The 24,899-nt window shown below is 71.7% G+C and carries 21 protein-coding genes; 15 read left to right on the top strand and 6 right to left on the bottom strand.

Going from position 1 to position 24,899, the window contains the following annotated elements; all coding sequences use genetic code 11:
- The first annotated feature begins 221 nt into the window (after positions 1–221).
- A complete protein-coding gene (locus ACJ9NR_RS00755; RefSeq protein WP_412490356.1) occupies positions 222–653 on the top strand; it encodes an ester cyclase in 432 nt (143 codons plus the stop codon).
- A gap of 478 nt (positions 654–1,131) precedes the next feature.
- Positions 1,132–1,965, top strand: a complete 834-nt coding sequence (locus tag ACJ9NR_RS00750; protein WP_412490357.1) for a PIG-L family deacetylase — start codon at positions 1,132–1,134, stop codon at positions 1,963–1,965.
- Between the two features lie 435 nt (positions 1,966–2,400).
- Here the strand turns inward: ACJ9NR_RS00750 and ACJ9NR_RS00745 are convergent, their stop codons facing one another.
- Positions 2,401–3,519 carry a saccharopine dehydrogenase family protein gene (locus ACJ9NR_RS00745; protein ID WP_412490358.1) on the bottom strand — a complete coding sequence of 373 codons (1,119 nt, stop codon included), beginning with the start codon at positions 3,517–3,519 and terminating at the stop codon, positions 2,401–2,403.
- A 124-nt stretch (positions 3,520–3,643) separates the two neighbouring features.
- Between ACJ9NR_RS00745 and ACJ9NR_RS00740 the strand changes: the two genes are divergently transcribed.
- From ACJ9NR_RS00740 to ACJ9NR_RS00705, 8 genes are all read left to right on the top strand, one after another.
- Positions 3,644–4,210, top strand: a complete 567-nt coding sequence (locus tag ACJ9NR_RS00740) for a TetR/AcrR family transcriptional regulator (RefSeq protein ID WP_412490359.1) — start codon at positions 3,644–3,646, stop codon at positions 4,208–4,210.
- Between the two features lie 610 nt (positions 4,211–4,820).
- Entirely contained in the window at positions 4,821–7,586 is a 2,766-nt protein-coding gene (locus ACJ9NR_RS00735; protein WP_412490360.1) for a phosphoenolpyruvate synthase, read from the top strand.
- Positions 7,583–9,235, top strand: a complete 1,653-nt coding sequence (locus tag ACJ9NR_RS00730; RefSeq protein ID WP_412490361.1) for a hypothetical protein — start codon at positions 7,583–7,585, stop codon at positions 9,233–9,235. Before ACJ9NR_RS00735 ends, ACJ9NR_RS00730 begins: the two co-directional genes overlap by 4 nt.
- Positions 9,236–9,298: 63 nt before the next feature.
- Positions 9,299–10,387, top strand: coding sequence for an SDR family oxidoreductase (locus ACJ9NR_RS00725; RefSeq protein WP_412490362.1), 1,089 nt, complete (start codon positions 9,299–9,301; stop codon positions 10,385–10,387).
- Positions 10,384–11,331 carry a nucleoside-diphosphate kinase gene (locus tag ACJ9NR_RS00720; protein WP_412490363.1) on the top strand — a complete coding sequence of 316 codons (948 nt, stop codon included), beginning with the start codon at positions 10,384–10,386 and terminating at the stop codon, positions 11,329–11,331. The genes ACJ9NR_RS00725 and ACJ9NR_RS00720 overlap by 4 nt, the downstream gene beginning before the upstream one ends.
- A gap of 10 nt (positions 11,332–11,341) precedes the next feature.
- Positions 11,342–12,445, top strand: coding sequence for a ScbA/BarX family gamma-butyrolactone biosynthesis protein (locus ACJ9NR_RS00715; RefSeq protein WP_412490364.1), 1,104 nt, complete (start codon positions 11,342–11,344; stop codon positions 12,443–12,445).
- The gene (locus tag ACJ9NR_RS00710; RefSeq protein ID WP_412490365.1) at positions 12,442–13,341 is read left to right on the top strand and encodes a hypothetical protein; all 900 of its coding nucleotides are present in this window, start codon (positions 12,442–12,444) and stop codon (positions 13,339–13,341) included. Before ACJ9NR_RS00715 ends, ACJ9NR_RS00710 begins: the two co-directional genes overlap by 4 nt.
- Positions 13,338–13,991: a nitroreductase family protein gene (locus ACJ9NR_RS00705; protein ID WP_412490366.1), complete on the top strand. Its 654-nt coding sequence runs from the start codon at positions 13,338–13,340 to the stop codon at positions 13,989–13,991. Before ACJ9NR_RS00710 ends, ACJ9NR_RS00705 begins: the two co-directional genes overlap by 4 nt.
- A gap of 35 nt (positions 13,992–14,026) precedes the next feature.
- Here the strand turns inward: ACJ9NR_RS00705 and ACJ9NR_RS00700 are convergent, their stop codons facing one another.
- A complete protein-coding gene (locus ACJ9NR_RS00700; protein ID WP_412490367.1) occupies positions 14,027–14,395 on the bottom strand; it encodes a VOC family protein in 369 nt (122 codons plus the stop codon).
- 275 nt (positions 14,396–14,670) lie between these two features.
- Positions 14,671–15,732: a glucose 1-dehydrogenase gene (locus tag ACJ9NR_RS00695; protein ID WP_412490368.1), complete on the bottom strand. Its 1,062-nt coding sequence runs from the start codon at positions 15,730–15,732 to the stop codon at positions 14,671–14,673.
- A 428-nt stretch (positions 15,733–16,160) separates the two neighbouring features.
- On the opposite strand from ACJ9NR_RS00695, the gene ACJ9NR_RS00690 reads away from it, so the two are divergent.
- Positions 16,161–18,110, top strand: a complete 1,950-nt coding sequence (locus ACJ9NR_RS00690) for a LamG-like jellyroll fold domain-containing protein (RefSeq protein ID WP_412490369.1) — start codon at positions 16,161–16,163, stop codon at positions 18,108–18,110.
- Positions 18,111–18,189: 79 nt separating this feature from the next.
- Here ACJ9NR_RS00690 and ACJ9NR_RS00685 read toward each other — a convergent pair whose 3' ends face one another.
- Positions 18,190–18,447 (bottom strand): hypothetical protein, encoded by a 258-nt coding sequence (locus ACJ9NR_RS00685; protein ID WP_412490370.1) that lies wholly within the window; start codon positions 18,445–18,447, stop codon positions 18,190–18,192.
- Between the two features lie 309 nt (positions 18,448–18,756).
- Here ACJ9NR_RS00685 and ACJ9NR_RS00680 point away from each other — a divergent pair, with 309 nt between their 5' ends.
- Entirely contained in the window at positions 18,757–20,025 is a 1,269-nt protein-coding gene (locus ACJ9NR_RS00680) for an acyltransferase family protein (protein ID WP_412490371.1), read from the top strand.
- Positions 20,026–20,225: 200 nt separating this feature from the next.
- On the opposite strand, the gene ACJ9NR_RS00675 is transcribed toward ACJ9NR_RS00680, so the two are convergent.
- A complete protein-coding gene (locus ACJ9NR_RS00675) occupies positions 20,226–21,338 on the bottom strand; it encodes an acyltransferase family protein (protein ID WP_412490372.1) in 1,113 nt (370 codons plus the stop codon).
- A gap of 180 nt (positions 21,339–21,518) precedes the next feature.
- Positions 21,519–22,118: a TetR/AcrR family transcriptional regulator gene (locus tag ACJ9NR_RS00670; protein ID WP_412490373.1), complete on the bottom strand. Its 600-nt coding sequence runs from the start codon at positions 22,116–22,118 to the stop codon at positions 21,519–21,521.
- A 66-nt stretch (positions 22,119–22,184) separates the two neighbouring features.
- Between ACJ9NR_RS00670 and ACJ9NR_RS00665 the strand changes: the two genes are divergently transcribed.
- The 3 genes from ACJ9NR_RS00665 to ACJ9NR_RS00655 all read left to right on the top strand — a co-directional run bounded on the left by ACJ9NR_RS00665 (position 22,185) and on the right by ACJ9NR_RS00655 (position 24,791).
- Entirely contained in the window at positions 22,185–22,739 is a 555-nt protein-coding gene (locus ACJ9NR_RS00665; RefSeq protein ID WP_412490374.1) for a hypothetical protein, read from the top strand.
- Positions 22,740–22,926: 187 nt separating this feature from the next.
- Entirely contained in the window at positions 22,927–23,697 is a 771-nt protein-coding gene (locus ACJ9NR_RS00660) for an IclR family transcriptional regulator (RefSeq protein WP_412490375.1), read from the top strand.
- Positions 23,698–23,807: 110 nt separating this feature from the next.
- Entirely contained in the window at positions 23,808–24,791 is a 984-nt protein-coding gene (locus ACJ9NR_RS00655; protein ID WP_412490376.1) for a PDR/VanB family oxidoreductase, read from the top strand.
- Positions 24,792–24,899: the final 108 nt, after the last annotated feature.

Here is a 24,899-nt window from a genome sequence, read left to right as displayed (position 1 = left end):
GCCCGCCCGGAGCGGCGGGCGTACCGCGTTGCGCTCCCGTGCTGCGGCCCTGCTTCTCCCGGCGCCGCGCCCGCCGACGATTCGGCCTCGTGCGCGGCCTCGTGCGCGAGCTCGGCGCCGCCGGCGACGGCACTCCGGGCGGATCGTCCCTGCAGGGATGCACGCTCGGACATACCGGCTCAGCATGGAAGGAAAGGGATGTTTCCCCAGTGGAGGTTCCCATGACTGACAACGAAACATTCGTCCGTGATCTCTTCCGGGCGTGGAACGACCGGGACTACGACGCCATCGCCGGATCCGTCGCTCAGGACTGCACCCTCGTCGAGGAGGGCAGCGGGAGGACGCTGCAGGGTCCCGAGGGCTTCACCCAGCTCGCGAAAGCCATGTTCGACGCGATGCCCGACGGCAAGTTCACCCTCGACCACCTCACGTCCCAGGGGGACACGGTCGTCGTCGAGTACACGGGCAGCGGAACCCAGACCGGAGACCTGGCCCTGCATGCCGGCACCGTGCCCGCCACGGGGCGTCACGTCACCGTGCACGCGTGTGACATCTACGAGGTCCACGACGGCAAGATCCAGGAGGGCCGCGCCTACCTGGACACCGGCGCCATCATGAGCCAGCTGGGCCTGACCGAGCAGTCTCGCGGCTGATCGGTACCGAGCCCCCCTGCCCGGGCGGAGATCTTGTACCGGCCCCGCCCGGGTGGCATGCGCGGTGGCCGCGCCGCCGCGCATGCACAGCACCTCGGCGCCTCCACGCGTGAACGGCCGACGCAGAACGACGTCGCCGCCCCGGGACGCGCCGGCCTGTGCAGGGCACCGAATCTCGTATCGGCGTCTCCTGGTGCTGGTGCTGGTGCTGGTGCTGGTGCCGGTGCCGGTGTTCCGCTGTGGGTTCCGATGCCGACGCCGCGGTCGGGGTGAAATGCCGACGCCCGGAAGATCCAGGTGCCGCGGCGGGAACAGCCGGTCCTGCCGGCACTGTTGGATCGACCGAGGGACCGGCGTCGCACGGGCGGGGAACACGGAGACCATCAGGTGTCCGTCCGGGGTGGGTCCGGTCCCCGGGGAGCGCGGTACACCCGCCGCGCACTCGGACCAAGACGCAATGTCGCAGGAGGACTGTTTCGTGACTGACCGGCCTTTGACGCTCATGGCGGTGCACGCCCATCCCGACGACGAGGCCACCGGAACCGGAGGGGTCCTCGCGCGGTACGCGGCGGAAGGCATCCGCACGGTTCTCGTGACGTGTACCGACGGCGCTTGCGGTGACGGACCGGGGGGTGTCAAGCCGGGTGATCCCGGGCATGATCCGGCGGCCGTCGCCCTGATGCGGCGCAAGGAACTCGAGGCGAGCTGTGAGGTCCTGAAGATCAGCGATCTGGAGATGCTGGACTACGCCGACTCCGGAATGATGGGCTGGCCGAGCAACGACGCCCCCGGATCCTTCTGGCAGACCCCCGTGGAGGACGGCGCCGCCCGCCTCGCCGAACTCATGCGGCACTACCGACCCGATGTGGTCGTCACCTATGACGAGAACGGCTTCTACGGCCACCCCGACCACATCCAGGCCCACCGCATCACGATGGCGGCACTGGAGATGACCGCGCTGACGCCGAAGGTGTACTGGACGACGATTCCCCGTTCGGGAATGCGGCAATTCATGGAAGTCATGCGCGAGTTCGGTGCGGAGATGCCGGAGCCGGACCCCGCCGAGGTCGCGGCGATCGCCGAGATCGGCCTCCCCGACGACGAGATCACCACGTGGGTGGACACCATGGCGTTCAGCGGCCAGAAGTACGACGCCCTGGCCGCGCACGCCAGCCAGGGCGAGAACATCTTCTTCCTCAGGATGGGCAAGGAGAGGTTCGGCGAGTTGATGGGCATGGAGACCTTCGTACGTGTCCAGGACACCACCGGCGCGGCCGTACCGGAGAACGACCTCTTCGCCGGACTGCGCTGATCTGCTCGCTCGCTCACTCGCCCGTCTGTCCGACCGGCCGGTAGGCCGCCGGTAGGCCGACAGGGCCGGGCCCGGACCGGTCCTTCGGCCGCGCGGCAGGATCGAGCGCGTGCCACACTCCGAGGCGTGTGCATGCGGATGCCCTTCCGGTGGGCCACCGCCTCGGATGGTGTCTCACAGCGCGGGTCAAGTACCCGGCGGTCTACTCCGATCAGCAGGGACCGCCGGGGAACGGCAGGAAGCGGAGCCTCCGACATCCGGCACACTGTCGCTACCCTCGCGGGTCGTTGCTGCCGACGGGCCGGCGCCGCCCGTTCCACCGGAGTCAGACGGAACGCGGGTCGCGGAAGGCGGGTTGCGGAACGCGGGTTGCGGAACGCGGCTCGCCGTCGTCCGTCCGCCCCTGGCCGTCGCGGTACTGCGGGCATGGCGCTTTCAGTCCAGTACGAAGGTGCCGCCCGCGGTCGTCGCCAGGCCGGCTCCCAGGGCCGCTGCCGGTGTCCAGGCGCCGGGCCCGCCGGCGCCGCGCGCCAGCAGTTCGGTGACGGTGGCGGTCACGTCGGCCGTGAAGTCCATGCCGTCGCCGGCGCGGAGCCATCCCTCGCGCCGGGTGCCGTCCGCCCATTCGACGACCGCGTGCCCCCAGGAGTGCTTGCGCGGGCGGGGTGTTGCCTCCTTGACCCGTATCCGGCCGAGCCGGTCGACGGCGAGGCGTCGCAATGCCGGCACGGACAGCAGGCCGCCGAGCAGGGGGAGCAGGGCACGTATCAGCGGAGCGGTCGGCACCAGAGCGGACGTGGCGGTGACGAACGGTGCTCCGCTCACCGCGTGCGCCGCGATGAGTTCGCCGGAGGCGACGCCTGCCGATTTCGCCGACTCCCCGTCGGGGAAGGTGAGTTGCTGCGGGTCCGCGCCGAGACGTGAGGTCGTCAGCCGCCCGTCTTCGTACCGCCGTCCGCCGGCGGTGAGCGCGTCCGCGATGGTTTCCGCCAGGGCGGCACCGAGCAGGCCCGCCTCGACGGCGACCGAGGCCACGGCGTCGACCCGCACCCGGTGCGGCGCGGGCCGGCCCTCGCACAGCTTCGCCACCACCGCCTCCGTCGCCAGCACACCGAATCCGGCGCCGGTGACCAGGGTGCTGCCCGCCCGCACCGCTTCGTCGTGCAGGGCGAGCAGCCCCCGCACGGCGACCACGTCGTTGGCCTGGTCGACGTAGTGGCCGCCGGGCATGCAGGCGCGGGCGATCACCGGCGCGGTGGCGGCGAAGGCGCCCATCGTGTTGACCACGACCCGCGGGCGCCCCCGGGCGATCTCGTCCGCGATCCGCTCGGCCGAGTCGGCGACGACGACTTTCGCGTCCCCGGGCAGACCCGCTTCGGCCCCGACGGCGGCCATCCGCCCCCGGCTGCGCCCCACCGGTACGACCGTCAGTCCCCGCGCGGCAAGCCGCGCGGTCACGCCCCGGCCGACCCGGCCGGTGGCCCCGACGATCCATATCTCGTCGTTCGTCCTGCTCTCGCCGGTCGTCCCGACGGAGCCACTGCTCTCGGTCATGCGAAGGTCACCCTGCCTGCTTCGGGCCGCACCGAGGGCGGGCGCCCCCAGTGATGACACAGTGTGTCGTGAGTCGAGGCTAGCACTGACGACACAGTGGGACATCACCTGTTAGGGTCGGTCCATGGCGAGGTGGGATCCGGGCGCCGAGCAGCGCCTGAAGCAGGCGGCGCTGGAGCTGTATCTGGAGCGCGGTTACGACAACGTGACGGTGACCCACATCGCCGAGCGGGCCGGACTCACCCGGCGCTCCTACTTCCGCTACTTCCCCGACAAGCGTGAGGTTCTCTTCGCCGGCTCGGAGCACCTGCCGCCCGCGCTGGCGGAGGCGGTCCTGGCGGCGGACCCGGACGCGGCTCCGCTGGCCGCCGTTCTCGACGCGCTGGCGCGGGTCGGTGCCCAGCTCGTCGAGCAGGTGGACGGTGTGCCGGAGCGCCGGGCGGTGATCGACGCCAGCCCGGAGCTGCAGGAGCGCGAACGGACGAAGGCGGCCGCGGTCGCCGAGGCGATCCGCGATGCGCTGAAGCGGCGTCAGGTCGACGCCGGCACGGCCGAACTGGTCGCGCAGCTGGCCACGGTGGCCTTCGGCAGCGCCATGCGGCGCTGGATCGACGCCAAGGGGCAGGCGAGTTTCGGCAGCTGCCTGGACGCGGTGACCGACGAACTGCGAGCCGCCCTCGCCGGGGTGTGAGGGGGACGCCTGACCGGTCCCGCCTCCTGACGACGGAGGACCTGCCACCCGGATGGCGCCGGATCGGCCGGCGCACCCGGCGAACCGGAGACTCAGGGCCGGCCTGGAGACCGGGAGGAGAAGGTGTGTGTCAGCCCCCGGTCATTCCCCAGGAAACCACTTCCCTTCGCTGTGACAGCCGCCTGCTGCTTCCGCGGCTCCCCTGCAGTATCGGTCGCCCCAACCGGATCGTGTGACGAATTCCACGGACGGGAAATTCAATTCTGAATGAAACTTCTGGAGAACGGCGACCTCTCGGCGTCCGGAAATGCATCCCTCCGTATCGTCCGCCGAGTGCTGCGCCCGTCATATTCGGTCATCGGAAGCGCAAGCCCTCACTGCTTTGACGAGACCGCACCGTTGTGAGCTGTGCGTTCTGTGAGTGGATAGGTCCTGCCGGCTGTCCGATCCTGGTGGTGAACGACCGGCGGAATTCGGTTAAAACCATTTCCGCGGTCGCGGAAGAGTTTTCTTGGATAGTGTCGTGAAACCTCTTGGTGAGGCCGAGTCCGAAGTCCGAGCCGGGGTCCGATCCGGAGTCCGAGTCCGGAGTGCTTCGAAAGGAAACTAGTTGTCGCTCACCACGGGAGCCGATCACCGGTTCCTTCGCGTTCTCACACCGTCCAGTGAGCGTTCTCAGATCGCCGCATGGGCCGGTGGCAAAGGGAGAAACCTGCACACGCTGAGCACGTCCGGATTTCATGTACCGGACTGGGCCGTGCTCGGCCTGGACGTCTTCGCGGCATTCTGCCGCGGCAACCGACTGGACGAACGCCTGGCGAACCTGCTCGACGACGGCTGGGACACCCAGGCCGGGCAGGTCGCCGACGAGATCGCGCGCCTCATCGGGACCGCGCCGCTCGGCGAGGGGGTGGCCGCGGCCATCGCCCGGGCCTACCGGCAGGTCGGCGGCGGCCCGGTGGCCGTGCGCTCGTCAGGAGCGGAGGAGGACGGCTCGCACCACTCGTTCGCCGGCCAGTTCGACAGCTTCCTCAACGTCTCGGGGCTCGACGAGGTCACCGCCCACGTCCGCCGCTGCTGGGCCTCCGGCTTCTCGGAGCGCTCCCTGCGCTACCGCGCCCTGCGCGGGCTGCCGCCGGACACCGGGGGCGTCGCCGTCATCGTCCAGCGCATGGTGGCCGCCGAGCGCAGCGGTGTCCTGTTCACCGCCGAACCGGCGACCGGCCGCACCGACCGCTACGTGGTCAGCGCCGTGCACGGCCTGGGGGAGGGGCTGGTCAGCGGCGCCGTCGACGCCGACACGGTCGTGCTGGACGCCGGCACCGGTGAGGTGCTGAGCACCGTGATCGGTGAGAAGCGGGAACGCCACGTGGCGGGCACCGGTCCCGGCTGCGCGGTGGCACCGGTGGCCGACGAGGACCGCATCGCACCGGCCCTGACCGCCGAGGACCTCGCCCGGTTGCACGGCGTCGGCGTCCGCGCCACCGCACTCCACGGCGCTCCTCAGGACATCGAGTGGGCCATCGCCGACGGCACCGTGTGGGTGGTGCAGTGCCGCCCCGTCACCACGCCGCCGCCGACGGCCGACTCCGCGCAGGCACCCGAGGGCGAACTGCGGATCTGGGACAACTCCAACATCATCGAGAGCTTCAGCGGCGTCGTCTCCCCCCTCACCTACAGCTTCGCCGCCGACACCTACGCCAAGGTCTACGACGGCTACGCCCGCGCACTCGGCGTCAGGGGCCGGCGACTGCGCGAGGTGCAGGAGTGGACCCCGCACCTGCTCGGGTACATCCACGGCCGGGTCTACTACAACCTCCACCACTGGTACCGCATGGTGCGCCTGGCGCCTCTGTACCCCCTCAACCGGCGAGTCCTCGAGAAGGCCCTGGGCGTCGCCGAGAGCATCTCCGACGAGACGGCCGACTCGCTCCATCCCTTCACACCCCGGGCCGGGCTGCGCGGCGCCATGTCCCGGCTGGCCCGCACGGTGGTCTTCACCGGACGGTTCCTGACCGTCGGAAGGTCCGTGGAGACCTTCCACCGCGACTTCTCCCGCGCGTACGCGGTCTTCAACGAGGTCGACTACGACGCACTGCACGGCGACGAGACCTACCGCCGTTTCCGCAGGCTGCAGAGGCAACTCATCGAGCAGTGGGGGCCGATGCAGGTCCTGGACGCCGCGATCCTGCTCTCCGTCGGACTGCTGGCGCTGCTGACCCGTGCCTGGCTGCCCCAGGCCCCGGAGTGGTTCGTGTGGGCAGCGGCCGCCCCCGGCGGCGACATCGAATCCGCCGAACCGGCCCGGAAGCTGGCCGAGCTGGCCGAACAGTCGCGCGCCGACGCCGAGGTCCGCCACCTGCTGGAACACACCCCCGACACGGACGCCTACCGGGCGCTGCACGAGGCGGGCCACACCGCGTTCCTGGCCGCCGTCGACGCGTACATCGCCGACTACGGCTACCGCAGCCCCGACGAACTCAAGCTGGAGGTTCCCGACCTGCGCGAGAACCCGGCCGCGCTGTTCACCCTGCTGCGTGACGCGCCGGCGGACACCACCACGGGCGGCGGGGGCGACCGCGGCCGCGAGGCCGACGCCTACCTCGACGAGCACCTGCGCGGTCCCCGCCGCTGGCTGTACGAGAGGGTGCGGGCCAAGGCCCGGGCCGTGCTCGCCGACCGGGAACGGCTGAGGTTCTGCCGCACCCGTGCCTTCGGCGCGGCCAAACGCATGCTGCGCGCCCTGGGCCGCGACCTGGCGCGCATGGGGGCCGTCGACGCCTGGGACGACGTGTTCATGCTGCGCCTGGAAGAGGTACGGGGCGCCTACGAGGGCATGATCGCGCACACCGAGCTCAAGGAGCTGGCCTCGCTGCGCCGCAGGCGGCTGGCCGACGACGCCGCACTGCACCCCCCGTCCCGCTTCACCACCCGTGGTGCCCCGTACTGGTCGGGCAACCTGGAGCGGGCGGGCTGGAGCAGCGCGGCCCCCGCCCGCAGCGGCGCCCGCGAACTGCGCGGCACCCCCTGCGGCCCCGGCATCGCCGAAGGGCCGGCCGTGGTCACCGACACTCCGCACGACATCGGCGGGGGCATCCTGCTCACCTACCGCACCGACCCCGGCTGGGTGGCCGCGCTGCCCTCGGCCGCGGCCCTGGTCGTCGAACGCGGCAGCCCGCTGACCCATGTCGCCGTCGTGGCACGGGAGCTGGGCATCCCGACCGTGGTCCAGGTCAAGGACGCCACCACCGAGATCCGCACCGGCAGTCTGCTGCGCGTCGACGGCGCCGCCGGGACGGTCACCGTACTGGCCGACCCGCCCGACGACGGCACCACCGGGAGTCCGGACACTCCCAGGACGGAGATCCACCTGTGATCCTCACCGAGGACCAGTTGCAGGACCTGCTCGACAAGTCCCTCACCGAACTGCCCTACGACGCCGAGTGGGCCGTGGCGCTGGAGGGATCCGTCGCGGAGGGCTTCGGCAACGCCTCCTCCGACATCGACTTCCTGCTCGTCGGCCGCCGCGAGGAGGACCTGCCGACCATGCCGTCGCTGCTCTTCGTCGACGGTCGCCGGGTGGAGATCCGTACCCGGTCGGTGCGTCAACTGGCCGAGCAGTTCCGCACGCTGGAGAACGCGGCCCGGCGGCCTGACCGGCTCTCCGAGGACCTGCTCAACCGCTGTCAGCGGCTGCTGCACAGCCACCCGCTGCGCGGCCACGCCCTCATCGGCGAGGTCAAGGCGATGCTCCCGGTCGAGCGGCTGCGCCGTATCGCCGCCGACTGGTGGGCGCACCGGGCCCGCCAGTCCCTGCGCCACGCGACGGCGCTGCACTGCCTCGGCGAGATGGACGAGGCGGTCGACTGGGCCCGCGCCGGCATCGTCCAGGCGGTCAAGTCCTGGGCGGCCGGCCTGGGCGAGACGTACCTCGAACCCAAATGGCTGTCCCTTCAGCTGGACCGGCTGGACCGGTCCGACCTGCGCGAGCGGTACTGGCGGCTGGACGCCGCCGCCCCTGCCGCCGGTGACGCCGACGCCGCCCGCGGCCACCTGACCGCGTGCTTCGCCTTCGCCGAAGACCTCGGTCTGACCGGGATCCGCGGGGGAGGGGAGCGGCTCATCGTCGAACGCGCCCCCGGGGTGACCACCTGGCAGACCGGCGAGCGGATCCATGTCGTCCGCGAACGGAGCGAGGTGTTCGCCCTGGGGGAGCACACCGGTGCCGTCTGGCGCTGCGTCGTCCCCGGTCGGCCGCTGCCCCGGGTACGGGCGGCGGCCGCGGCCACCGGCGTCAGCGACCCCGGCCCGCGGCTGGCCGCGTTCCTGCGCCTCGGGCTGATCCGGCTGGCCTGGAAGGGCGGCGGTGTCGTCGTCCCCGCGCTGCCGCTCGCCGCGCCGCCCGGCCCCGTCACCCCGCCGCCCTCCACCGTGCAGCCGCCGCTGTCGGTGCGCGGCGCGGCCGTCAGCGGCCCCGACGCCATCGATCTGGTGCCGCTGCCCGCCGCCCGGTTCGCCGCCGCCGCCATGGCTCTGGTGTGGTCCAACGTGGTCGTCGAGAACGCCCTCGAGGACCTCACCGGCGCGCTGCGGGGCGGTCAGTGGCGGGTCGCCGAGCTCACCGCCCGCCGTGCCGTGCACGCCGCGCTGCGCGGACTGTTCAGCGCCTACGGCGTCAGCCCGCTGCCCGCCGACTGCGACCTCGTACGCCGTGTCGACCTGTTGCCGCCCGTCGTACGGCCCGTCCGGGCACGTGTGGAGGACCTGCTGCGGCGCACCGCCGACCCGGCACAACGCGGCGGCGACCTCCTCACGGACGTGCGCGCCTGCGTCGCCCTGGTGCGCGACGCGGCCGGCGCCGGCGCCTTTCCCGCCTCCTTCGACTCCGGAGAGGCCTGGCGGGCGACCCTGCAGCTCGGCTACGACTGGCTGCGCCTCGGCGCCCACCTCGACGCGCAACTGCCCCTCGAGGAGGCCCGGGACCTGCTCGCCGGCCACGGCGCCGCGTCACCCCGGGCCGCGTGAGAGGAGCCCCGACCGATGACCGACACACGGACCGCCCCGATGACCGACACACGGACCGCCCCAATGACCGACACGATGACGGTTCTGGTGACCGGTGCCAGCGGGCTGGTGGGCGCCGAGGTGACCGCCCGGCTGACCGCCGCGGGCCACACCGTGCTGGCACTGCTGCACCGCAACGGCGACCTCGTCCGCAACAGCGGCCGGAGACTCAGCCCCGGCCCCGGCGTCCTGACGCGGATCACCGGCGACATCACCCGGCCCGGCCTCGGGCTGACCGGCGACGACCAGCGCCTGGTCGCGGCCGCCGACCGGATCGTGCACTGCGCCGCCGTCACCGGCTTCGGACTGCCCGCCGAGCGCTACGAGACCGTCAACGTCAGCGGCACCCGGCACGTCCTCGACCTCGCCGTCACCCACCGGACCCCGCTGGTGCACGTCAGCACCGCCTACGTGTGCGGGGAACGCGACGGCACCGTCCGCGAGGACGAACTCGACGTCGGCCAACGCCCGGGCAACGACTACGAGAAGAGCAAGCTGACCGCGGAGACCATGGTCCGCCGGGCCGCAGCGGAGGGCCTGCCGGTGACCGTGGTGCGTCCGAGCATCGTCACCGGCGCCGCCCGCACGGGCCGCGTCCGCGACTTCACCACCATCTACCCCGTGCTCAAGGTCCTCACCAGAGGCCTGGTACGCACCGTGCCCGCCCACTACGACGCCGCCCTCGACCTGGTCCCGGTGGACCGCGTCGCCGACCTGGTGGCCGGGGCCGCCACCCGCTTCGACGGCGCCGCGGGCCGCACCCTGCACGCGGTGGGCCAGGAGCTGACCCTGCGGGACTTCTCGGACGTCCTCGCCGAGTACCCGTGTTTCCAGGTACCGAGGTTCCTCCCGCCGTCCGCGTTCTCCGCCGCGGCCCTGCCCGACCGCGAACGCCCCTACTACGACCGCGTCATCTCCCTCTACGACACCTACTTCCGGCGGCGCGTCCGCTTCGACGACACGCAGGCCGCGGCATTCGGCAGCCGTCCGGCGCCCGCGGGCGCGAGGCCCTATCTGCGCCGCCTCCTCGACCACTGCCTCAGGACCGGCTACCTCGGCGCCGCCCCGCCCCGGGAGCCGGCCGGCGCCCGAACCCACGGGAGCACCCAGTGACCACCCATCCCGCCCCCGACGAAACCACGCACGGCATCGCCGTCTCGCCGCTGCTGACCTGCCGGCCGGACAAACAGCGGTGGTACGGCGCGGACACCTACTACCAGGAGAGCCACGGACAACTGGCCGAACTCACCGACGACGTCACCGGCTTCGCGCACCGCCACGCCGCGCTGCTGCTCAAGCCGGACGCCGTGGTGACGCGCCGGCTCGAGGCGGCGGTCCAGTGGCTGACCGAGCAGGGCTACCGGATCGTCGGCGCGGCCATCACCCGGCTGACCCGCACCATGATCCGCTCCCTGTGGTATTTCCAGTGGAACCTGGCCACCCCCTACCGCAGGCGGCTCGCCGCGCTGTTCCTGGAAGACGCCGACGCCCTGGTCCTGCTGGTCCGCCCCACCCGTGCGCCGGACGTCCCCGCCTCGGTCGAACTCACCCGGCTCAAGGGTCCGACCGACCCCGAAGCCCGCAGGCCCGGCCAGCTGCGTCACCTCCTCGGCCGCTACAGCTACCTGCTGAACCTGGCGCACACCCCCGACGAACCCGCCGACGTCCTGCGGGAGTTGGCCGTCCACTTCGACGAGGCCGCGCGGGAGCGCCTCTTCCGTTCCGCGCTGGCCGGCGCCGACCGCACCGCGGACGCCCTTCGACTGGCCGACCAGCTGTACGCGGCCACCGAGCCGCGGGACCTGGACTTCGCCCCCGCCGCCGGCCGGCTGCGCGACACCGTCCGCCGTCACACCGGCATCGACCCCGCCGCCGGCCCCCGGCTCCTTCTGGAAAGGGCCTGGGAACGGGGGATCGTCCTCGACCCGTGGGACACCGTCATCGTCGGCTCCGCGGTGCTCCCGATGCGCCAGCCCGGCCGCACCCCCGTGCTCGACGGGGCCGGCGTCGGCGCCTGGCGCCGCCATCTGGACGCCCTGCGCGTCACACCGGTGTGAGGAGCGGTCCATGCAGTTCACCCGCACACTCCCGAGGGAGTTGGTGCACCGCGCCGCGGTCGCGGAGGTCTTCCTCACCGACGCGCAGCGCCACAGCGAGGACGAGGTACTGCTCGCCGCGCAGCTTCCCCGCCTGCACGCCTTCTACGACGACACCCTCGGCCCCCGCACCCACCACGACCCCCTGCTGCTGCTGGAGGCGTGCCGACAGGGCATCTTCGTGGTGGCCCACCGTTACTTCGACGTCCCCCTGGGCCACAAGTTCCTGCTGCGCGCCGTCGAGTTCGAGGTACCGGACCCCTCCGCCCTGGCCCGCGGAGACACCCCCACCGAGACCGTCGTCGCCGCCCGTGTCGAGAACCGGTTCCGCGGCCGGACCGGTGTGACGGGGCTGCGGCTGGGCTTCACGGTGCGCACCGGCGCACGCGAGGCCCTGCTGGCCCGCATCGACTACCGCTGGATGCCGCCGGAGGACTGGAGGCGTCTGCGGGACGGCCAGCGCGGATCACTCGGCCTGCCCCACACCCCCGTCGCGCTGCTCGGACCGCGCGTCGAGCCCACCCTCGTCGGCCGGCGCGACCCCGCCAACACGGCCATCTCCCCGCCGCGCACCTCGCGCGACGGCGCACGCGTCGCCCGCCTGGTCGCCGACACCGGCCACCCCATCCTGTACGACCACTGGGTCGACCATGTGCCCGCGATGCTGGAGCTGGAAGCCCTGCGCCAACTGGCACTGAGCGCCTCCCTCGCCACGGACAGCAGGGTGACACCCACGCCCATGCCGATCGGCCTGGCCGCGCGGTTCCGCTGCTTCGCCGAGATGGACCTGCCCCTGCAGTGCCGGATGGCTCCGGCGCCGCCGGGCACCGACGCCGAGTGCACTGTGCACCAGCTCGGAACCCTGGTCACCGACGCCCGGATCCGACTGGCCGACCGGAGCACCGCCGTCCCGCCCGACGCCTTCGCGGAACGGCGAACTGCGGAACGGCGAACTGCGGAACGACGAAGTGCGGAACGGCGATCTGCGGAACGGCGAACATCACGCGATTCGCCGGAATCCGGCGCGACCGGCACACCACAGCAGCGCACCCGAGCAGGGGGAGCCCCGTCGTGACCACCGCCGCCGTACCCCACGTGCCCGCCCGGCTGGGCCGTTTCGTGCTGCGCATGTTCCGGCCCCACATCTACGTCACCTACGCGCTGCTGTGGGTCCTGGCCCTGGAGAGCTCGGCGGTGGCCCTCGCCGGCACCGCCTGGCGGCCGACCGGCGCCACCTGGGTGAGGGTCGTCACCGTCGTACTGGCCCTGTTGTTCCTGCGGATGCTGGACGAACAGAAGGACCTCGCCTACGACCGCGTGCACCACCCGGACCGGCCGCTTGTCACCGGTGCGATCACCGTCACCGAACTCCGCGGCGCGATGGCCGCGCTCACCGTGGTGGCCGCGGGCCTGAACGCGCTCCGGTCGGCGACGGCCCTCCTGCTGATCCTCGCGGCCCTCGGATACGCGCTGTTCCTCGCCGGCCTGGAGCGGCTGTCACCGGCCGTGCGCGACCGGCAGCTGCTCAACCTGACGGTCACCTACCCCGTACAGGTGCTGCTCGGCGTCTATGTGTACGGCTCACTCGTCGCCGACGGGACCATCACCGCCGACTGGCAGGGCGTGGCGCTGCTCGCGCTGTGCGCCTGTGTGTTCCTGCACTTCGAGTTCGCGCGCAAGACCGCCTGGCAGGCCGAGCCCACCGCCCGCCTGTACTCGGCCCGCCTCGGCCCCCGGCGCGGCGCGGCGGTCACCGCGGGCTTCGCGGCCGGCGCGGTCGGCTGCCAGGTCGTGCTGTTCGCGCCCGACGGCCCGCTCGGACTGCTGCCGTGCCTGGCGGCGGTCCTGCCCGCCTGGGGCACCCGGCGGTTCCTGGCCGCCCGCCGCGGCGACTGGCCGTTGCCGGCCGCGATGGGATTCGTCGTGAGCACCTACCTGGCCCTGGTCGTCCGGGCGGTGCTGCTGCCGTGAGCACGCGGCCTCCGGCGTCCATCGACGCGTTGCTGACCACCACGCGTTCCGTGCGGCGCGGCCTCGACCTGGAGCGGGCGGTGGACCCGGAACTGGTCAAGGACTGCCTGCGCATCGCCCTGCAGGCACCCAACGGCAACAACCGGCAGAACTGGCGCTGGATCCTGCTCACCGCCCCACGGGTACGCGGGCTCGTCGCCGAGGTGTACCGGGCGGCGTTCTACGACCGCAACGCCGCCGCCCTCCGGCGGCTCGACGAACTGCCCCCGCAGGAGCGGTCCGTGCTCACCGCCGCCCGCGCGCTGGCCGATCGGCTGGACCGGGTGCCTGTCCTGGTCATTCCCTGCCTCGAACTGGCCGACGCGCGACTGCCGGAAGGCAACCAGGCGGGCCTGTGGGCGTCACTGCTGCCCGCCGCCTGGAGCTATGCGCTGGCCGCCCGCAGCCGTGGCCTGGCCACCGCATGGACGGCCGTCCACCTGGACCGTGAGCAGGAGGTCGCCGACATACTGGGCCTGCCACCCACCGTCCGCCAGGGCGCCCTGCTGGCGACGATGTACCCGCTGCGCACCACCTTCCGGCCGGGGCCGCGGCTGCCCCTGGAGGAGGTCCTGCACCACAACGGCTGGCAGGGCGGAGACCGACCCTGACGCGGGCAGGCCGCGCCCTCCGTGCCGGAACAGCGTCATGCGGCCGGGATCGGCTGAGTGAGGTTCACCGGGTTGCCGTCGGGGTCCTGGATGTGGGCGACGCGCTGGCCCCACGGCATGTCGTTGGCACCGCCGCGGACCGAGCCGCCCAGCGCCGTCACCCGGCCGAGCGTGTCGTCGACGTCGTCGACGGCGATGCTGAGCAGGATCCGCGCCGCCGCCCCGGTTCCCGGGTCCGCCTTGGCCACCAGCCCGAGGTCGGTGTCGCCGATACGCAGACCGAGGTAGAAGACCGGGCCGTGCGCCGGTATCCGGAAGATCTCCTCGGCGCCGAACAGCTTCGTGTAGAAGTCGAGCAGGACGCCGTGGTCGGCAGTCACGATCACCGGCTGGATGGTGGACATGGCACTCCTGTCGGGCCTGTCGGGCCTGTCGGGGACGGTCGTTTCGATGGACAGACCGTTCGGCGACGGTGAACTCATCGGCAGGGCCGAGTCGAGGCGGACGCGCCACGTCCGGCAGGAGGCCACGGCTACGTCTCCTGCGACGCGGTACCACTGCGACGCGGTACCACCGCGCCGTCGCCCCGCAGCATCACGGTGTGGGCGATGCGCCACGCCCGCCAGGCCGCGCTCGCCGGGGCGGCCCGCACGGGGCGGCCCGTACGGTGCGGTCCCGGTCAGGCCGTCGACGGATCCAGGCTGAGCACGGTCTTCACGTCGCCGGGTTCGCGCCTGAAGGCTTCCTCCGCGCGCGCCACCGGGACCCGCCGGGTGATCATGCGCTCCAGCCAGTCGACATCCGCCTTGGCCAGCGCGTCCGCCGCCTGCTGGTAGTGGCGCCTGTTCGCGTTGACCGAGCCCACGACCACATCGTTCTCCAGCACGATCTCCCGGTTGACGACGCCCGCGTCCACGGTCAGCCGGCGCCCGGAAGGAGACACCCCGGTCAGGCAGACGATGCCGTAGGGAGCGGTGCCCCGCATCGCGGCGAAGACCACCTGCGCGGCGCCCGTCGCCTCGATGACGATGTCGGGGCGTACGTCGTCCAGCACGGCGTCGATGTCGTCGCTGTGGTACGTCGCCCCCAGGCCGCCGACCAGGGCGGGCTTCACCCCGCGCGTGACCCGGTCCAGGACGTGCGTCTCCAGGCCGCGCTGCACGCTCAGCAGTGCGGCCAGCAGGCCGATGGGTCCGGCGCCGGTCACCAGCACCCGGCGCGGCCCGAACCAGCCCCGCTCTCCGACCCGCTCGACCTGCTCCCACGCCTTGGCCACCACGCTCGTCGGCTCCATCAGCACACCGGCCGACCCCAGCCGCGGCTCCACCCGCACGGCGTACGCCGGGTCGACGCACCACGTCTGCGCGCCGTAGCCGTCGCGCTCCTTGATGCCCCGCTCGGTGTACCGCTGGTTACGGCACATGTCGAACTCGCCGCGGGCGCAGGCTCCGCAGGGCACGGGATCGGGGCGGCGGACCACTCCGGCGACCAGGTCACCGGAGGCGAAGCCGCTCCCGGCGGGCGCCTGGCGCACCCGCCCCAGCGACTCGTGGCCCAGGACCAGCCAGTCCCGGCCCGGCGGCGGGGTGCCGTACGCGCCGGAGACGATCTCGCGGTCCGTGCCGCAGACACCCAGCGCGATGCCGTCCACCAGCAGCTCGCCGTGCTCCGGCTCGGGCTCCGGCAGATCCCGGACTCCGAGGCTTCCCTCCTGACCCGGCGTGACGGTGACAGCTCGCATCGTCTTCCTCCCGATGTCCGACTCGACTCCTCGGCGGCCGCCCGGTGACCGGCGGGTGATCACGGAAGCGGCCGTGCGGCGTCCGTCCCGGCCACTGATCGGGTGCCGGACGACGCTGACGCCGGCACGTCCTCCTGCGTTCCGCCCAGGCGCACGGCGGTGGTCCGGCCGCCGCCGTACGCCGAGTACCCGGCCGACCGGTGACGAAGCCGTCACGGAGGGTCGGGTGCCTGTGGCGGAATCCAGGTCAGGCCGCTCTGCTCGTCACTTGCGGCTCACCAAAGGATCAGCTTCCGGCCGCAATATGACATCGGGTGTCCACTTCGGGAAACAGGCGATCTCCGTTCGTCATCTTCCGTCTGCCCGGTCAGGGCCGGCTTGTGAGTAGCGTCGTCGCCGTTCAGGGATCAACTCGGAGGTGGCCCCTTATGTGTGTTCACGGTGACGGCCCATCAGAGGAAGCGGCCGGTCAGAGCCGGCGGGGTTTTCTGCGCAACGCGGCATTGGCGGGCGCGGGCGCGGCGGCCATGGGTGCCGGCGTGTCCGAGGCCGGTGCGGCGCCCGCCTTCGCGGCGGACGCCGGCAGGGGTGGCAGGGTCGGCCCGTGGAGACCGGATCCGACCGCTCTGCAGTTCACCCTCGCGGTGATGCCGGACACCCAGTTCCTGTACTGGGGCAGCCAGGACAGCATCGACCGGACGCCGCAGGAGGAGTCGTTCCGCTACATCGTCGACAACAGCGGCGCCGCCGACAACATCGTCTTCATGGCGCATCTGGGCGACCTGACGCAGGATGCCGACGCGTCGTCGTTCCACCAGGTCGACAAGGCCTTCACCCTGCTGGACCGGCACGGTGCGGCATACAGCGTGGTGGCCGGCAACCACGACGTCTCCGGCGACGACAGCCGCGGTGACACGCCGTACCTGCGGACCCTGGGCCCGCAGCGGTTCAAGCGCTCGAAGACGTTCGCCGGAGCGGACGCGACCGGCTACAACACCGCGCACGTCTTCCAGGCCGCCGGCCGCTCCTGGCTGGTGCTGGCTCTGGACTGGCGCACCACCGAACAGGGCTTCGCGTGGGCCGACGAGATCATCAAGGCGCACCCCGGGACGCCCGTGATCCTCACCGCCCACGACATCGTCTACCCGGACTACGATGACAACGTTTTCCCCTACGAGTCCGGCGATCCGGAGAACAACGCCGCGCTCTCCGGCTACGGCCGGACCGTCTGGGACAAGCTGATCAACGGCAACGACCAGATCTTCCTCACCCTCAACGGCCACTACTGGCCCGCCGGACGTACGACCAGGAAGAACGCCGCCGGCAACGACGTGCACATGCACATCACCAACTACCAGAACCGCTACTTCGGCGGCGGGGGCATGATCCGGCTGTACCACTTCGACCTCGTCCGCAACGTGATCGACGTCGAGACGATCAACCCCTGGATCCTGGCTCAGGATCCGCATTCCCGCACCGAACTGGCGGCAGAACACGCCCGGATCACCGGCCCGGTCGACGACTTCTCGATCCCGATCGACTTCCGGAAGCGGTTCTCCGGCTTCGTCCCGGTCCCGGTCAGGCCCGCGAGGCCGGCCGGCAGGGAACTGGTGAAGGGCACCCTGGCCTACTGGCGTTTCGACGGACAGGGCGCGCCCGGGACTCCGCTCGCCCCGGGCCGGACGATCCACGACCTGTCCGGCAAGGGCAACGACCTGACGGTCGTCTCCGTGCCGGGCACCGCCGCCGACGCGCTGACCTGGTCCGCGGACCACCATCCCGACCAACCCGGCCACGCCAGCCTGAAGTTCACCGGCGGCAGGAATCCGCTCCATGGCACATACCTCACCACCCGGGCCGAGGCTCCGCTGAACGCGGAGACGTTCGGGTCCGGCTACACCATCGAGACGTTCGTGATGATGCCGCTGGACTGGGACGCCGGTCAGAACGGCTGGGCGGCGATCCTCAGCCGCCGAGGCTCAGCCGGAGCAGCCGGCAAGCACGGCAGGAACACCGACCCGGGCGAACCCGTGCTCCAACTCGCCATCTCCAACAACGGCCGCGAGCCGCAGTTCAACCACTATCCGCTGAACAACACCTACCCGACGACCAACTGGGGCCACGGCCTGCCGGAGCTCAAGTGGTGGCACCTCGCCGTCGTCAACGACGGCCGCCGCACGAGGCTCTACGTCGAGAGCGCTCCCGTCGTCGACAACCCCGACCGCGAGTCCCACGGCCTGACGTCGCTCGGACTGCCCTGGCTCGTGGGCGGTCACGAGTACGCGGGCGAGATCGACATCGTCTTCCACGGCAGCATAGGTGACATCCGCATCGTCAACCGTCCCCTGCCCACGCACGAGTTCCTCACGGCCGAGTAGGGGAAGCCCCCTTCAGGGGCGCGCTGCCATCGGCGGCCGTTCACCTGCGCCTCGCGGGCCATCAGCCGGTGGAAAGGGCTCAGTCTCTGCCGTCGTCCTCGAAGGTGAAGTACAGACTCAGCACGTAGGCGAACTCTTCCCCGGCGGGCGCGATCTCCCAAGCGGTGTCGATCACCCGGATGTCGTGCGCCGCGATCCATGTGGAGGCCGCCTCGAAGGGCTCTGCCATGATCGAGCCGAAGAACATCTTCCGCGCCATGGGGTGCACTTGCGATTCCGCATCGGAATCGTCGAAGTCGTCGGGAACCATCAAATGGAGATCGGGTTCACTTCTCATCCGGGTACCTCCCGCATCCGGCCGCCGTTCGCGGCCCTCGAGGTGGAAGACCCGGCAGCGTGCTGTCGAGGTTGCTTCGTGCGCTCCGAGCCGCCTCCCACACGGGTGTCCTGATCGCTGAGCCCGCACGTTCGCGCCGCGCTTCCTGTCGGCCGAAGCGGAGGGCCGGCCCTCGGGGATGCGGCCGGTTGGCAGGAGCATGCCGTCCATGCCCGGATACGCGTTTGCCGAGCCCGTGTGACCTACGGATTGCTGGGTAGCAGGACCGTCTCCAGCGGCGTAGTCGGCAGGCGGGAAACGAACCTCTTCATGAGCAGGGCAGTGAGCGTGTCAGTGACGACCGACGAGCGGGAAGCGGAGGGCGAGCGGGAAGCGGCCGGTCGTTCCTCCGGCCCCGACGAATCGTCGAGACGCGCGCCGTCGGGCCGCGGCTTCCCGTCGGCGTCGGCACGCAGCGGCCGCGTGGATGGCCTGGACGGCCTGCGGACCGTCGCGGTGGCGATGGTCCTCGTCTACCACGTGAGGCCGGACCTGTTGCCGGGCGGAGCGGTCGCGGTGGGCGTCTTCTTCACCATCAGTGGCTTCGTCATCACCCGGCTGTTGCTCGCCGAGTACGCCCGCACGGGCGGCATCGGCCTGCGGGGCTTCTACCGGCGGCGCTGGCTGCGGCTCGTCCCCGCCCTGCTGGTCGTCTGCGCGGCGTGCGTGGTGCTGGCGCTGACCACCTCACTGTGGGGGTTCGACGGCGCCTGGGCGGGGGCCGGCCTCGCGGCGGTGTTCGTGGTGAACATCGTGCGGGCCGGAGAGGCCGGGTCGTACTCCGACATGACCGGACCACTGGCGCACAGCTGGTCGCTCAGCGTGGAGGAGCAGTTCTACCTGCTGTGGCCGCTGGCGTTGCTGTTCCTGCTGCGGCGGTGCCGGGCCCGGGCGGTGCTGCTGTGCACGGCGGCGCTGTGCGCGCTGCCGGTGCTGTGGCGATGCGAGCTGTGGAACCCCGACGCGGCGCACCGTATCTACAACGGCACGGACACTCGCGCCGACCAGTTGCTCGCCGGCGCCCTGGTGGCCGTGGTCCTGGCCCGTCTGCGCGCCGACGACCCCCGGCTGGCCACGCTGCGCAGATGGGCCGGCCGACTGGCCTGGCCGACGCTCGGCCTGCTGTTCCTGACCGCCTGGAAGGTGCCGGTCACCGGTGACGCGGGCGCCTGGACCGCCGTCTGGTACACCGTCGGGTTCCTGGCGGTCGCCGTGGTGTCCGCCACGCTCGTCGCCGGGCTCGAACTGCGCCGGGACACCCGGCTGTCACGAGTGCTGTCCGTGGCGCCCGTGACCTGGGTGGGCCGCAACCTCAGCTACGGCGTGTACCTGTGGCACTACCCCATCGTCCGTCTCCTGGCCTCGCTGGGAGTGAGAGACGGGCGTCTGTCGGCCACGGTGGTGCTGACCACCGTGATGGCGCTGCTGTCGTACGCACTCGTCGAGGCCCCCTGCCTGCGCCGGGGCCGGCGAGTCCGCTCGGCGCCCGGAGACCTCTCCGCGGTGAGCAGGCCGACGGCGGCGCCACCGGCGACGTGAACCAGGGCGGGCGCTGGTGTCGTGTCATTGCTACGTCGTGTGACGGCTACGCCTGTTCGAGCAGGGTGCAGTTCTGAGCAGGGTGCGGTTCTGAGCAGGTGGGGTGGAAGTGTCCGACCTTGCCTCGCAGTTGGTCCGGGTCCGTCAGGGGCGGGTCCGGCGGGGGCGGGTCGGGCTGGGCTGATGCCGAGGTCCGTAGTTCAGCGCGTCTTCGCCAGCGCCGCGCGCATCCGCGGAGTCAGCGGCTTCTCGACATAGCGGTTGATCAGCCAGGCGAGGAGCAGCATGAAGGCGATGGTCAGCAGGAAGGTCCCGTAGGACGGGATGTGCAGGCCGCGGTGCAGGACCTTGATGACCACCCAGCCCAGGTGCTCGTGGACCAGGTAGAAGGGGTAGGTCAGTGCCCCGGCCACCGTCAGCCAGCGCCAGTTCGCCCAGTGCAGCCAGCCGAGGGCGATCGCTGCGACCGCGACGAAGCCCAGCGTGACCACGAGGACGATGCCGAACGAGGTGCGGTGGGCGAAGGCGTGCGGGTCCGCGGCGTTCCACAGCGCGCGCACCGCGTAGTGCTGCCCGATCAGCCAGCTGACGGCCACGATGCCCCAGGCGTAGACGTCATGCCGGTCGCGGTGGACCAGGAAGAGGCCGACGCCTCCGACGAAGAACGGCGCGTACTCCGGCATCAGCACGAGGTCGAGCAGCGGCTGGTGCGCGCCTTGCGCGATCGCCGCCGTGAGGATCCAGCCCGCGCAGAAGAAGATCACGCGCTGTCGGCTCGCGCCGGGCAGGACGATCAGCAGCGCGAACAGGGCGTAGAAGCGGATTTCCGCCCACAGCGTCCAGCACACGCCGAGTACCCGGTCCACGCCGAGCGGCTGCTGGAGCAAGGTCAGGTTCACCAGCGCGTCGCTGGGCGACACCGCCTTGAAGGCGACCGCGGGCAGCGCGAACACCGCCGTCACGAGGACGATCGCCAACCAGTATGCGGGCATCAGCCGGGACGCGCGGGAGGCGAAGAAGGACTTCAGGGTCCGTCCCCAGCCGCTCATGCAGATCACGAAACCGCTGATCACGAAGAAGACCTGGACGCCGAGGCAGCCGTAGGCGAAATACGTGTGCAGAGTGGGGAACTGGTGCTGCGCGGACGCCCCCCAGGACTGAGTGACATCGCCGCCCCGGCCGCCGTAGTGGTACGCGGCCACCATCAGCGCGGCGACCAGCCGCAGCCCGTCCAGTGCGCGCAGCCGCGGCCCCGGCCGGGGCCCGCTCCGCTCCGGCCGACGGGGAACCTCGATCGCCGGTCGGACGGTCATGCTGGTCACGAAATTCCCCTCGACGGGCGTTCCTGTGGGTGTACGGCAGCACGTTAGTCCGATTCACAGACATACCTTGGCCTGCGCCCCGATGATTGGCCGCCCCGACCCGGGGAGTTCATCTGAAGGTCGTTTCTGCTTCCCGATTTCTTTCGCGATTCCACCGCTGAGCGGACGAACTCAGTGCTTCTGGCTACCGGTCAGCTCTGACAGATGTCGTGCGATCACATCCAGCATGAGGGACCGGGTGGCGCGGTCCGGGCGGATCACGCAGTGCACCACCAGTCCGTCGATGAGCGCGTACAACCGCTCGGTCTCCACCCTGAGATCGAGATCCGTCCGCCGGTTGTGTTCCCGGAGGACGTCGACCAGGCGGCGGCACAGGTCCTGCAGAAGTTCGTAGCTGGTGTCGCGCAGTGCCCGCAGCGCCGGGTCGGTCTGGGCCCGGGCGGTGAAGGCCAGCCAGACTTCCGCCTCGGCTCGGCGATCCGCATCGAGGGGGAGCAGTTCCTCGACGGTTCTCAGGACGGTCGCGTTGGGGTCCGGCCGGGGCTCCAGTGCCTGGATCCGGGTGCGGACCCGGTCGATGACCAGTTGCATGGCGAAGGTGAGTACGTCCGACTGCGTGGCGAAGTAGTGCCGGAGCGCACCCGAGGACAAGCCCGCTTCTCTGGCGACGGTGCGTACGGAGACGCCTTCCAGCCCACGTTTGAGGATCAGGCGCCACACGGCTTCCGCCACGGCGGCACGCCGCGCCTGGTGATCGACCACTTTCGGCACCCGGCCTTTTTAGCACGGCCGTGCTACTTTGATTTAGCACGGTCGTGCTAAATCAAGGGGGAGCCGGTGCTGTATCTGCTGATCGTCGGGTGCGAGATCGCCTTCTGGGTCTTCCTGGTCGCAGGCCTGCTGTGCCGCTACGCACTGCGCCGGCGCCGGGCGAGTGCCGTCCTGCTGCTGATGGTGCCCGCTGTCGACCTTCTGCTCTTCACGGCGTCGACCGTCGACCTCGCAGGAGGTGCGGCGCCGACCCCCGCGCACGGACTGGCGGCGGTCTACCTGGGGGTGTCGATCGCTTTCGGCGGGCAGCTGGTGGCCTGGGCGGACGGTCGCCTCGCTCACCGGTTCGGCGGGCCTCCGCCGGACCGGCCCCCACGCACCGGCCCGGAGCACGCTGCCCGTGAACGTCGCATGTGGGCACGTCACCTGCTTGCCTGGAGCATCGGCAGCTGCCTGATCCTGCTGGATGCCGCCATAGTCCACGACGCTCACCGCACGGGTCCCCTGGTCGGCCTCATCGGCGCCTGGGGCCTCATCCTGGCGATCGACTTCATCTGGTCGTTCAGCTACACACTGTTTCCCCGCAAACCTCGTCTCGACCGGCGCGGCCCCGGCGCATGAACCCCGACCGGCTTCATGACGGCCCCGGGTGCACACTCGGGACGCGGGCCCCCACCTGGCCGCGTGAACCGCCGCGCGGGCCGGAGCCCGGCCGCTGGGCGCAGACGAGGGCCGAGGAGGGCAGACGCGGGCACAGGAGCGCAGAGCAGGGCAGGCGAGGGTGGAGAAGGGCGGGAGGGATGACGCGATGAGGACACCTCACCAGGAGTCGGTGCTGTCCCGGGCGGCTCGCATCCTGGAGGCCTTCAGCCAGGAGGAGCCGGCGCTGACCGTCTCCGAGATCGCCCGCCGCACGGGGCTGCACGTGGCGACGGCCTCCCGCCTCGTGGGCGAGCTGGTCGCTCACGGCTTCCTGGGCCGGGACGACGATCGCCGGGTGCGGATCGGCGTACGGCTCTGGGAACTCGCCGTCCGGGCCTCGCCCGCGCTGTCCCTGCGGGACACCGCGATGCCGTTCATGGAGGGCGTGCACGACGTGGTCGGCCACCATGTGCAGCTGGGGGTGCTCGACGGTGACGAGGTGCTGTTCCTGGAACGCCTCTCGGCGCCGAACTCGGTGATCAACTACACCCGGATCGCCGGGCGCCTGCCGCTGTACGCCTCCTCCAGCGGTCTGGTGCTCCTGGCCCACGGTTCGGCGGACCTCAAGCAACGGGTGCTGACCGGCTCGTTCACCGCCTGCACGCCGGCGACTCCGGCCACCCCCGCCCGGCTGCGCGTGACCCTGGCCGAGGTCCGGCAGCAGGGTTACGCCTACTGCCCCGGCTACGTCCACGAAGAGGCACTCGGTGTGGCCGCCGCGGTGCGCGGCGCCAACGGCCGGGTGGTGGCGGCGCTGTCGGTCATCGTCCCCAACGACCCAGGTGCCCAGGCGGTCGTTCCCGTCGTGCGTACGGCCGCGCGCGGTGTGTCCCGTGCGCTCGGCGCGCCGACCGGGAAGGAGACGGCCGAGGTATGACGGGGCGGGACGTCGGTGCGGACTTCGTCTCTCACTGAGTGAGAATGCCGTCGCGCCCCGGGGGCGGCCACGCGCATCCTTCCTGCATTCCACAGACGGGAGGCGACAACGTGGTCGCACACAACCTGCTGCCCGCGATTCCCCGTTCCACCCCCGCCCTGTCCCTGCGGGTCCGTGCCAAGGACGCCGTCGCGGACGGCGTCGTGTCCCTCACCCTCGACCACCCCGACGGCCTGCGGCTGCGGGACTGGACTCCCGGGGCGCACATCGATCTCGTGCTGCCGGACGGGACGACCCGGCAGTACTCCCTGTGCGGCGACCGATGGGACGCGCACAGCTACCGTATCGCCGTCCTGCGCGAGCCGGCCGGGCGCGGGGGATCGGCCTACGTCCACGACGGGCTGATGCCCGGTGACCGGGTGGGCGTCGGCGGGCCGCACAACCACTTCCCCCTGGTGCCGGCCGACCGCTACCTGTTCATCGCGGGCGGCATCGGTATCACCCCTGTGCTGCCGATGATCCAGCAGGCCGAACTGGTGGGAGCCGAATGGCAGTTGCTCTACGGTGGCTGTACCCGCGCCTCGATGGCCTTCCGTACGGACCTCACGCGGGCCCACGGCGAGCGGGTGCGCGTCAGGCCCCAGGACGAGTACGGCCTGCTGGACCTGGCGGCCTGGCTGAGCACACCGGCACCCGCCACCAGGGTGTACTGCTGCGGACCGGCCCCGCTCCTGACCGCCGTCCAGGAGGCGTGTGCCCACTGGCCCGACCACAGCCTGCGCACCGAACGCTTCGCCGCGGCCGTCCGGTCAGAGCCCGTGCGCCGTACGCCCTTCGAGGTGGAACTGCGGCGCACCGGCCGTACGGTGACCGTCACCCCGGACGTCTCCGTGCTGCACGCCGCGCGCCGGGCCGGCGCCGAGGTGCTGTCCTCCTGCGAGCAGGGAACCTGCGGCACCTGCCTGGTCCCTGTGCTGGGGGGAACCCCCGACCACCGCGACGCGGTCCTGGCCGACCACGAACGCGCGGCAGGCGACTGCATGCTGCCCTGCGTGTCCCGCTCACACTCCGACCGCCTGGTCCTGGACCTCTGAGCGCCGGAACACCGCAGCCGCTCCGAGCCGCGGCCCTCGGGCGCCCGAGGACCGATGCCCCGACCCTGCCCCGAACCCCCTTCTGTGCCAAGTCGCCCTCCGTGGAGC

The sequence above is a fragment of the Streptomyces sediminimaris genome (genome assembly GCF_047049295.1).
Lineage (GTDB): Bacteria > Actinomycetota > Actinomycetes > Streptomycetales > Streptomycetaceae > Streptomyces > Streptomyces sediminimaris.
Note: the sequence above shows the minus strand (reverse complement) of the source record. Positions and strands in the feature narration are given on the sequence as shown.

Bases quoted from the DNA above. Each gene is read 5' to 3' on its own strand.
- ACJ9NR_RS00755 (WP_412490356.1), top strand. From the start codon at position 222: ATGACTGACAACGAAACATTCGTCCGTGATCTCTTCCGGGCGTGGAAC.
- ACJ9NR_RS00725 (WP_412490362.1), top strand. From the start codon at position 9,299: ATGACCGACACGATGACGGTTCTGGTGACCGGTGCCAGCGGGCTGGTG.
- ACJ9NR_RS00695 (WP_412490368.1), bottom strand. From the start codon at position 15,732: ATGCGAGCTGTCACCGTCACGCCGGGTCAGGAGGGAAGCCTCGGAGTC.
- ACJ9NR_RS00690 (WP_412490369.1), top strand. From the start codon at position 16,161: ATGTGTGTTCACGGTGACGGCCCATCAGAGGAAGCGGCCGGTCAGAGC.
- ACJ9NR_RS00660 (WP_412490375.1), top strand. From the start codon at position 22,927: ATGAGGACACCTCACCAGGAGTCGGTGCTGTCCCGGGCGGCTCGCATC.
- ACJ9NR_RS00680 (WP_412490371.1), top strand. From the start codon at position 18,757: ATGAGCAGGGCAGTGAGCGTGTCAGTGACGACCGACGAGCGGGAAGCG.
- ACJ9NR_RS00715 (WP_412490364.1), top strand. From the start codon at position 11,342: ATGCAGTTCACCCGCACACTCCCGAGGGAGTTGGTGCACCGCGCCGCG.
- ACJ9NR_RS00745 (WP_412490358.1), bottom strand. From the start codon at position 3,519: ATGACCGAGAGCAGTGGCTCCGTCGGGACGACCGGCGAGAGCAGGACG.
- ACJ9NR_RS00675 (WP_412490372.1), bottom strand. From the start codon at position 21,338: ATGACCGTCCGACCGGCGATCGAGGTTCCCCGTCGGCCGGAGCGGAGC.
- ACJ9NR_RS00740 (WP_412490359.1), top strand. From the start codon at position 3,644: ATGGCGAGGTGGGATCCGGGCGCCGAGCAGCGCCTGAAGCAGGCGGCG.
- ACJ9NR_RS00685 (WP_412490370.1), bottom strand. From the start codon at position 18,447: ATGAGAAGTGAACCCGATCTCCATTTGATGGTTCCCGACGACTTCGAC.
- ACJ9NR_RS00700 (WP_412490367.1), bottom strand. From the start codon at position 14,395: ATGTCCACCATCCAGCCGGTGATCGTGACTGCCGACCACGGCGTCCTG.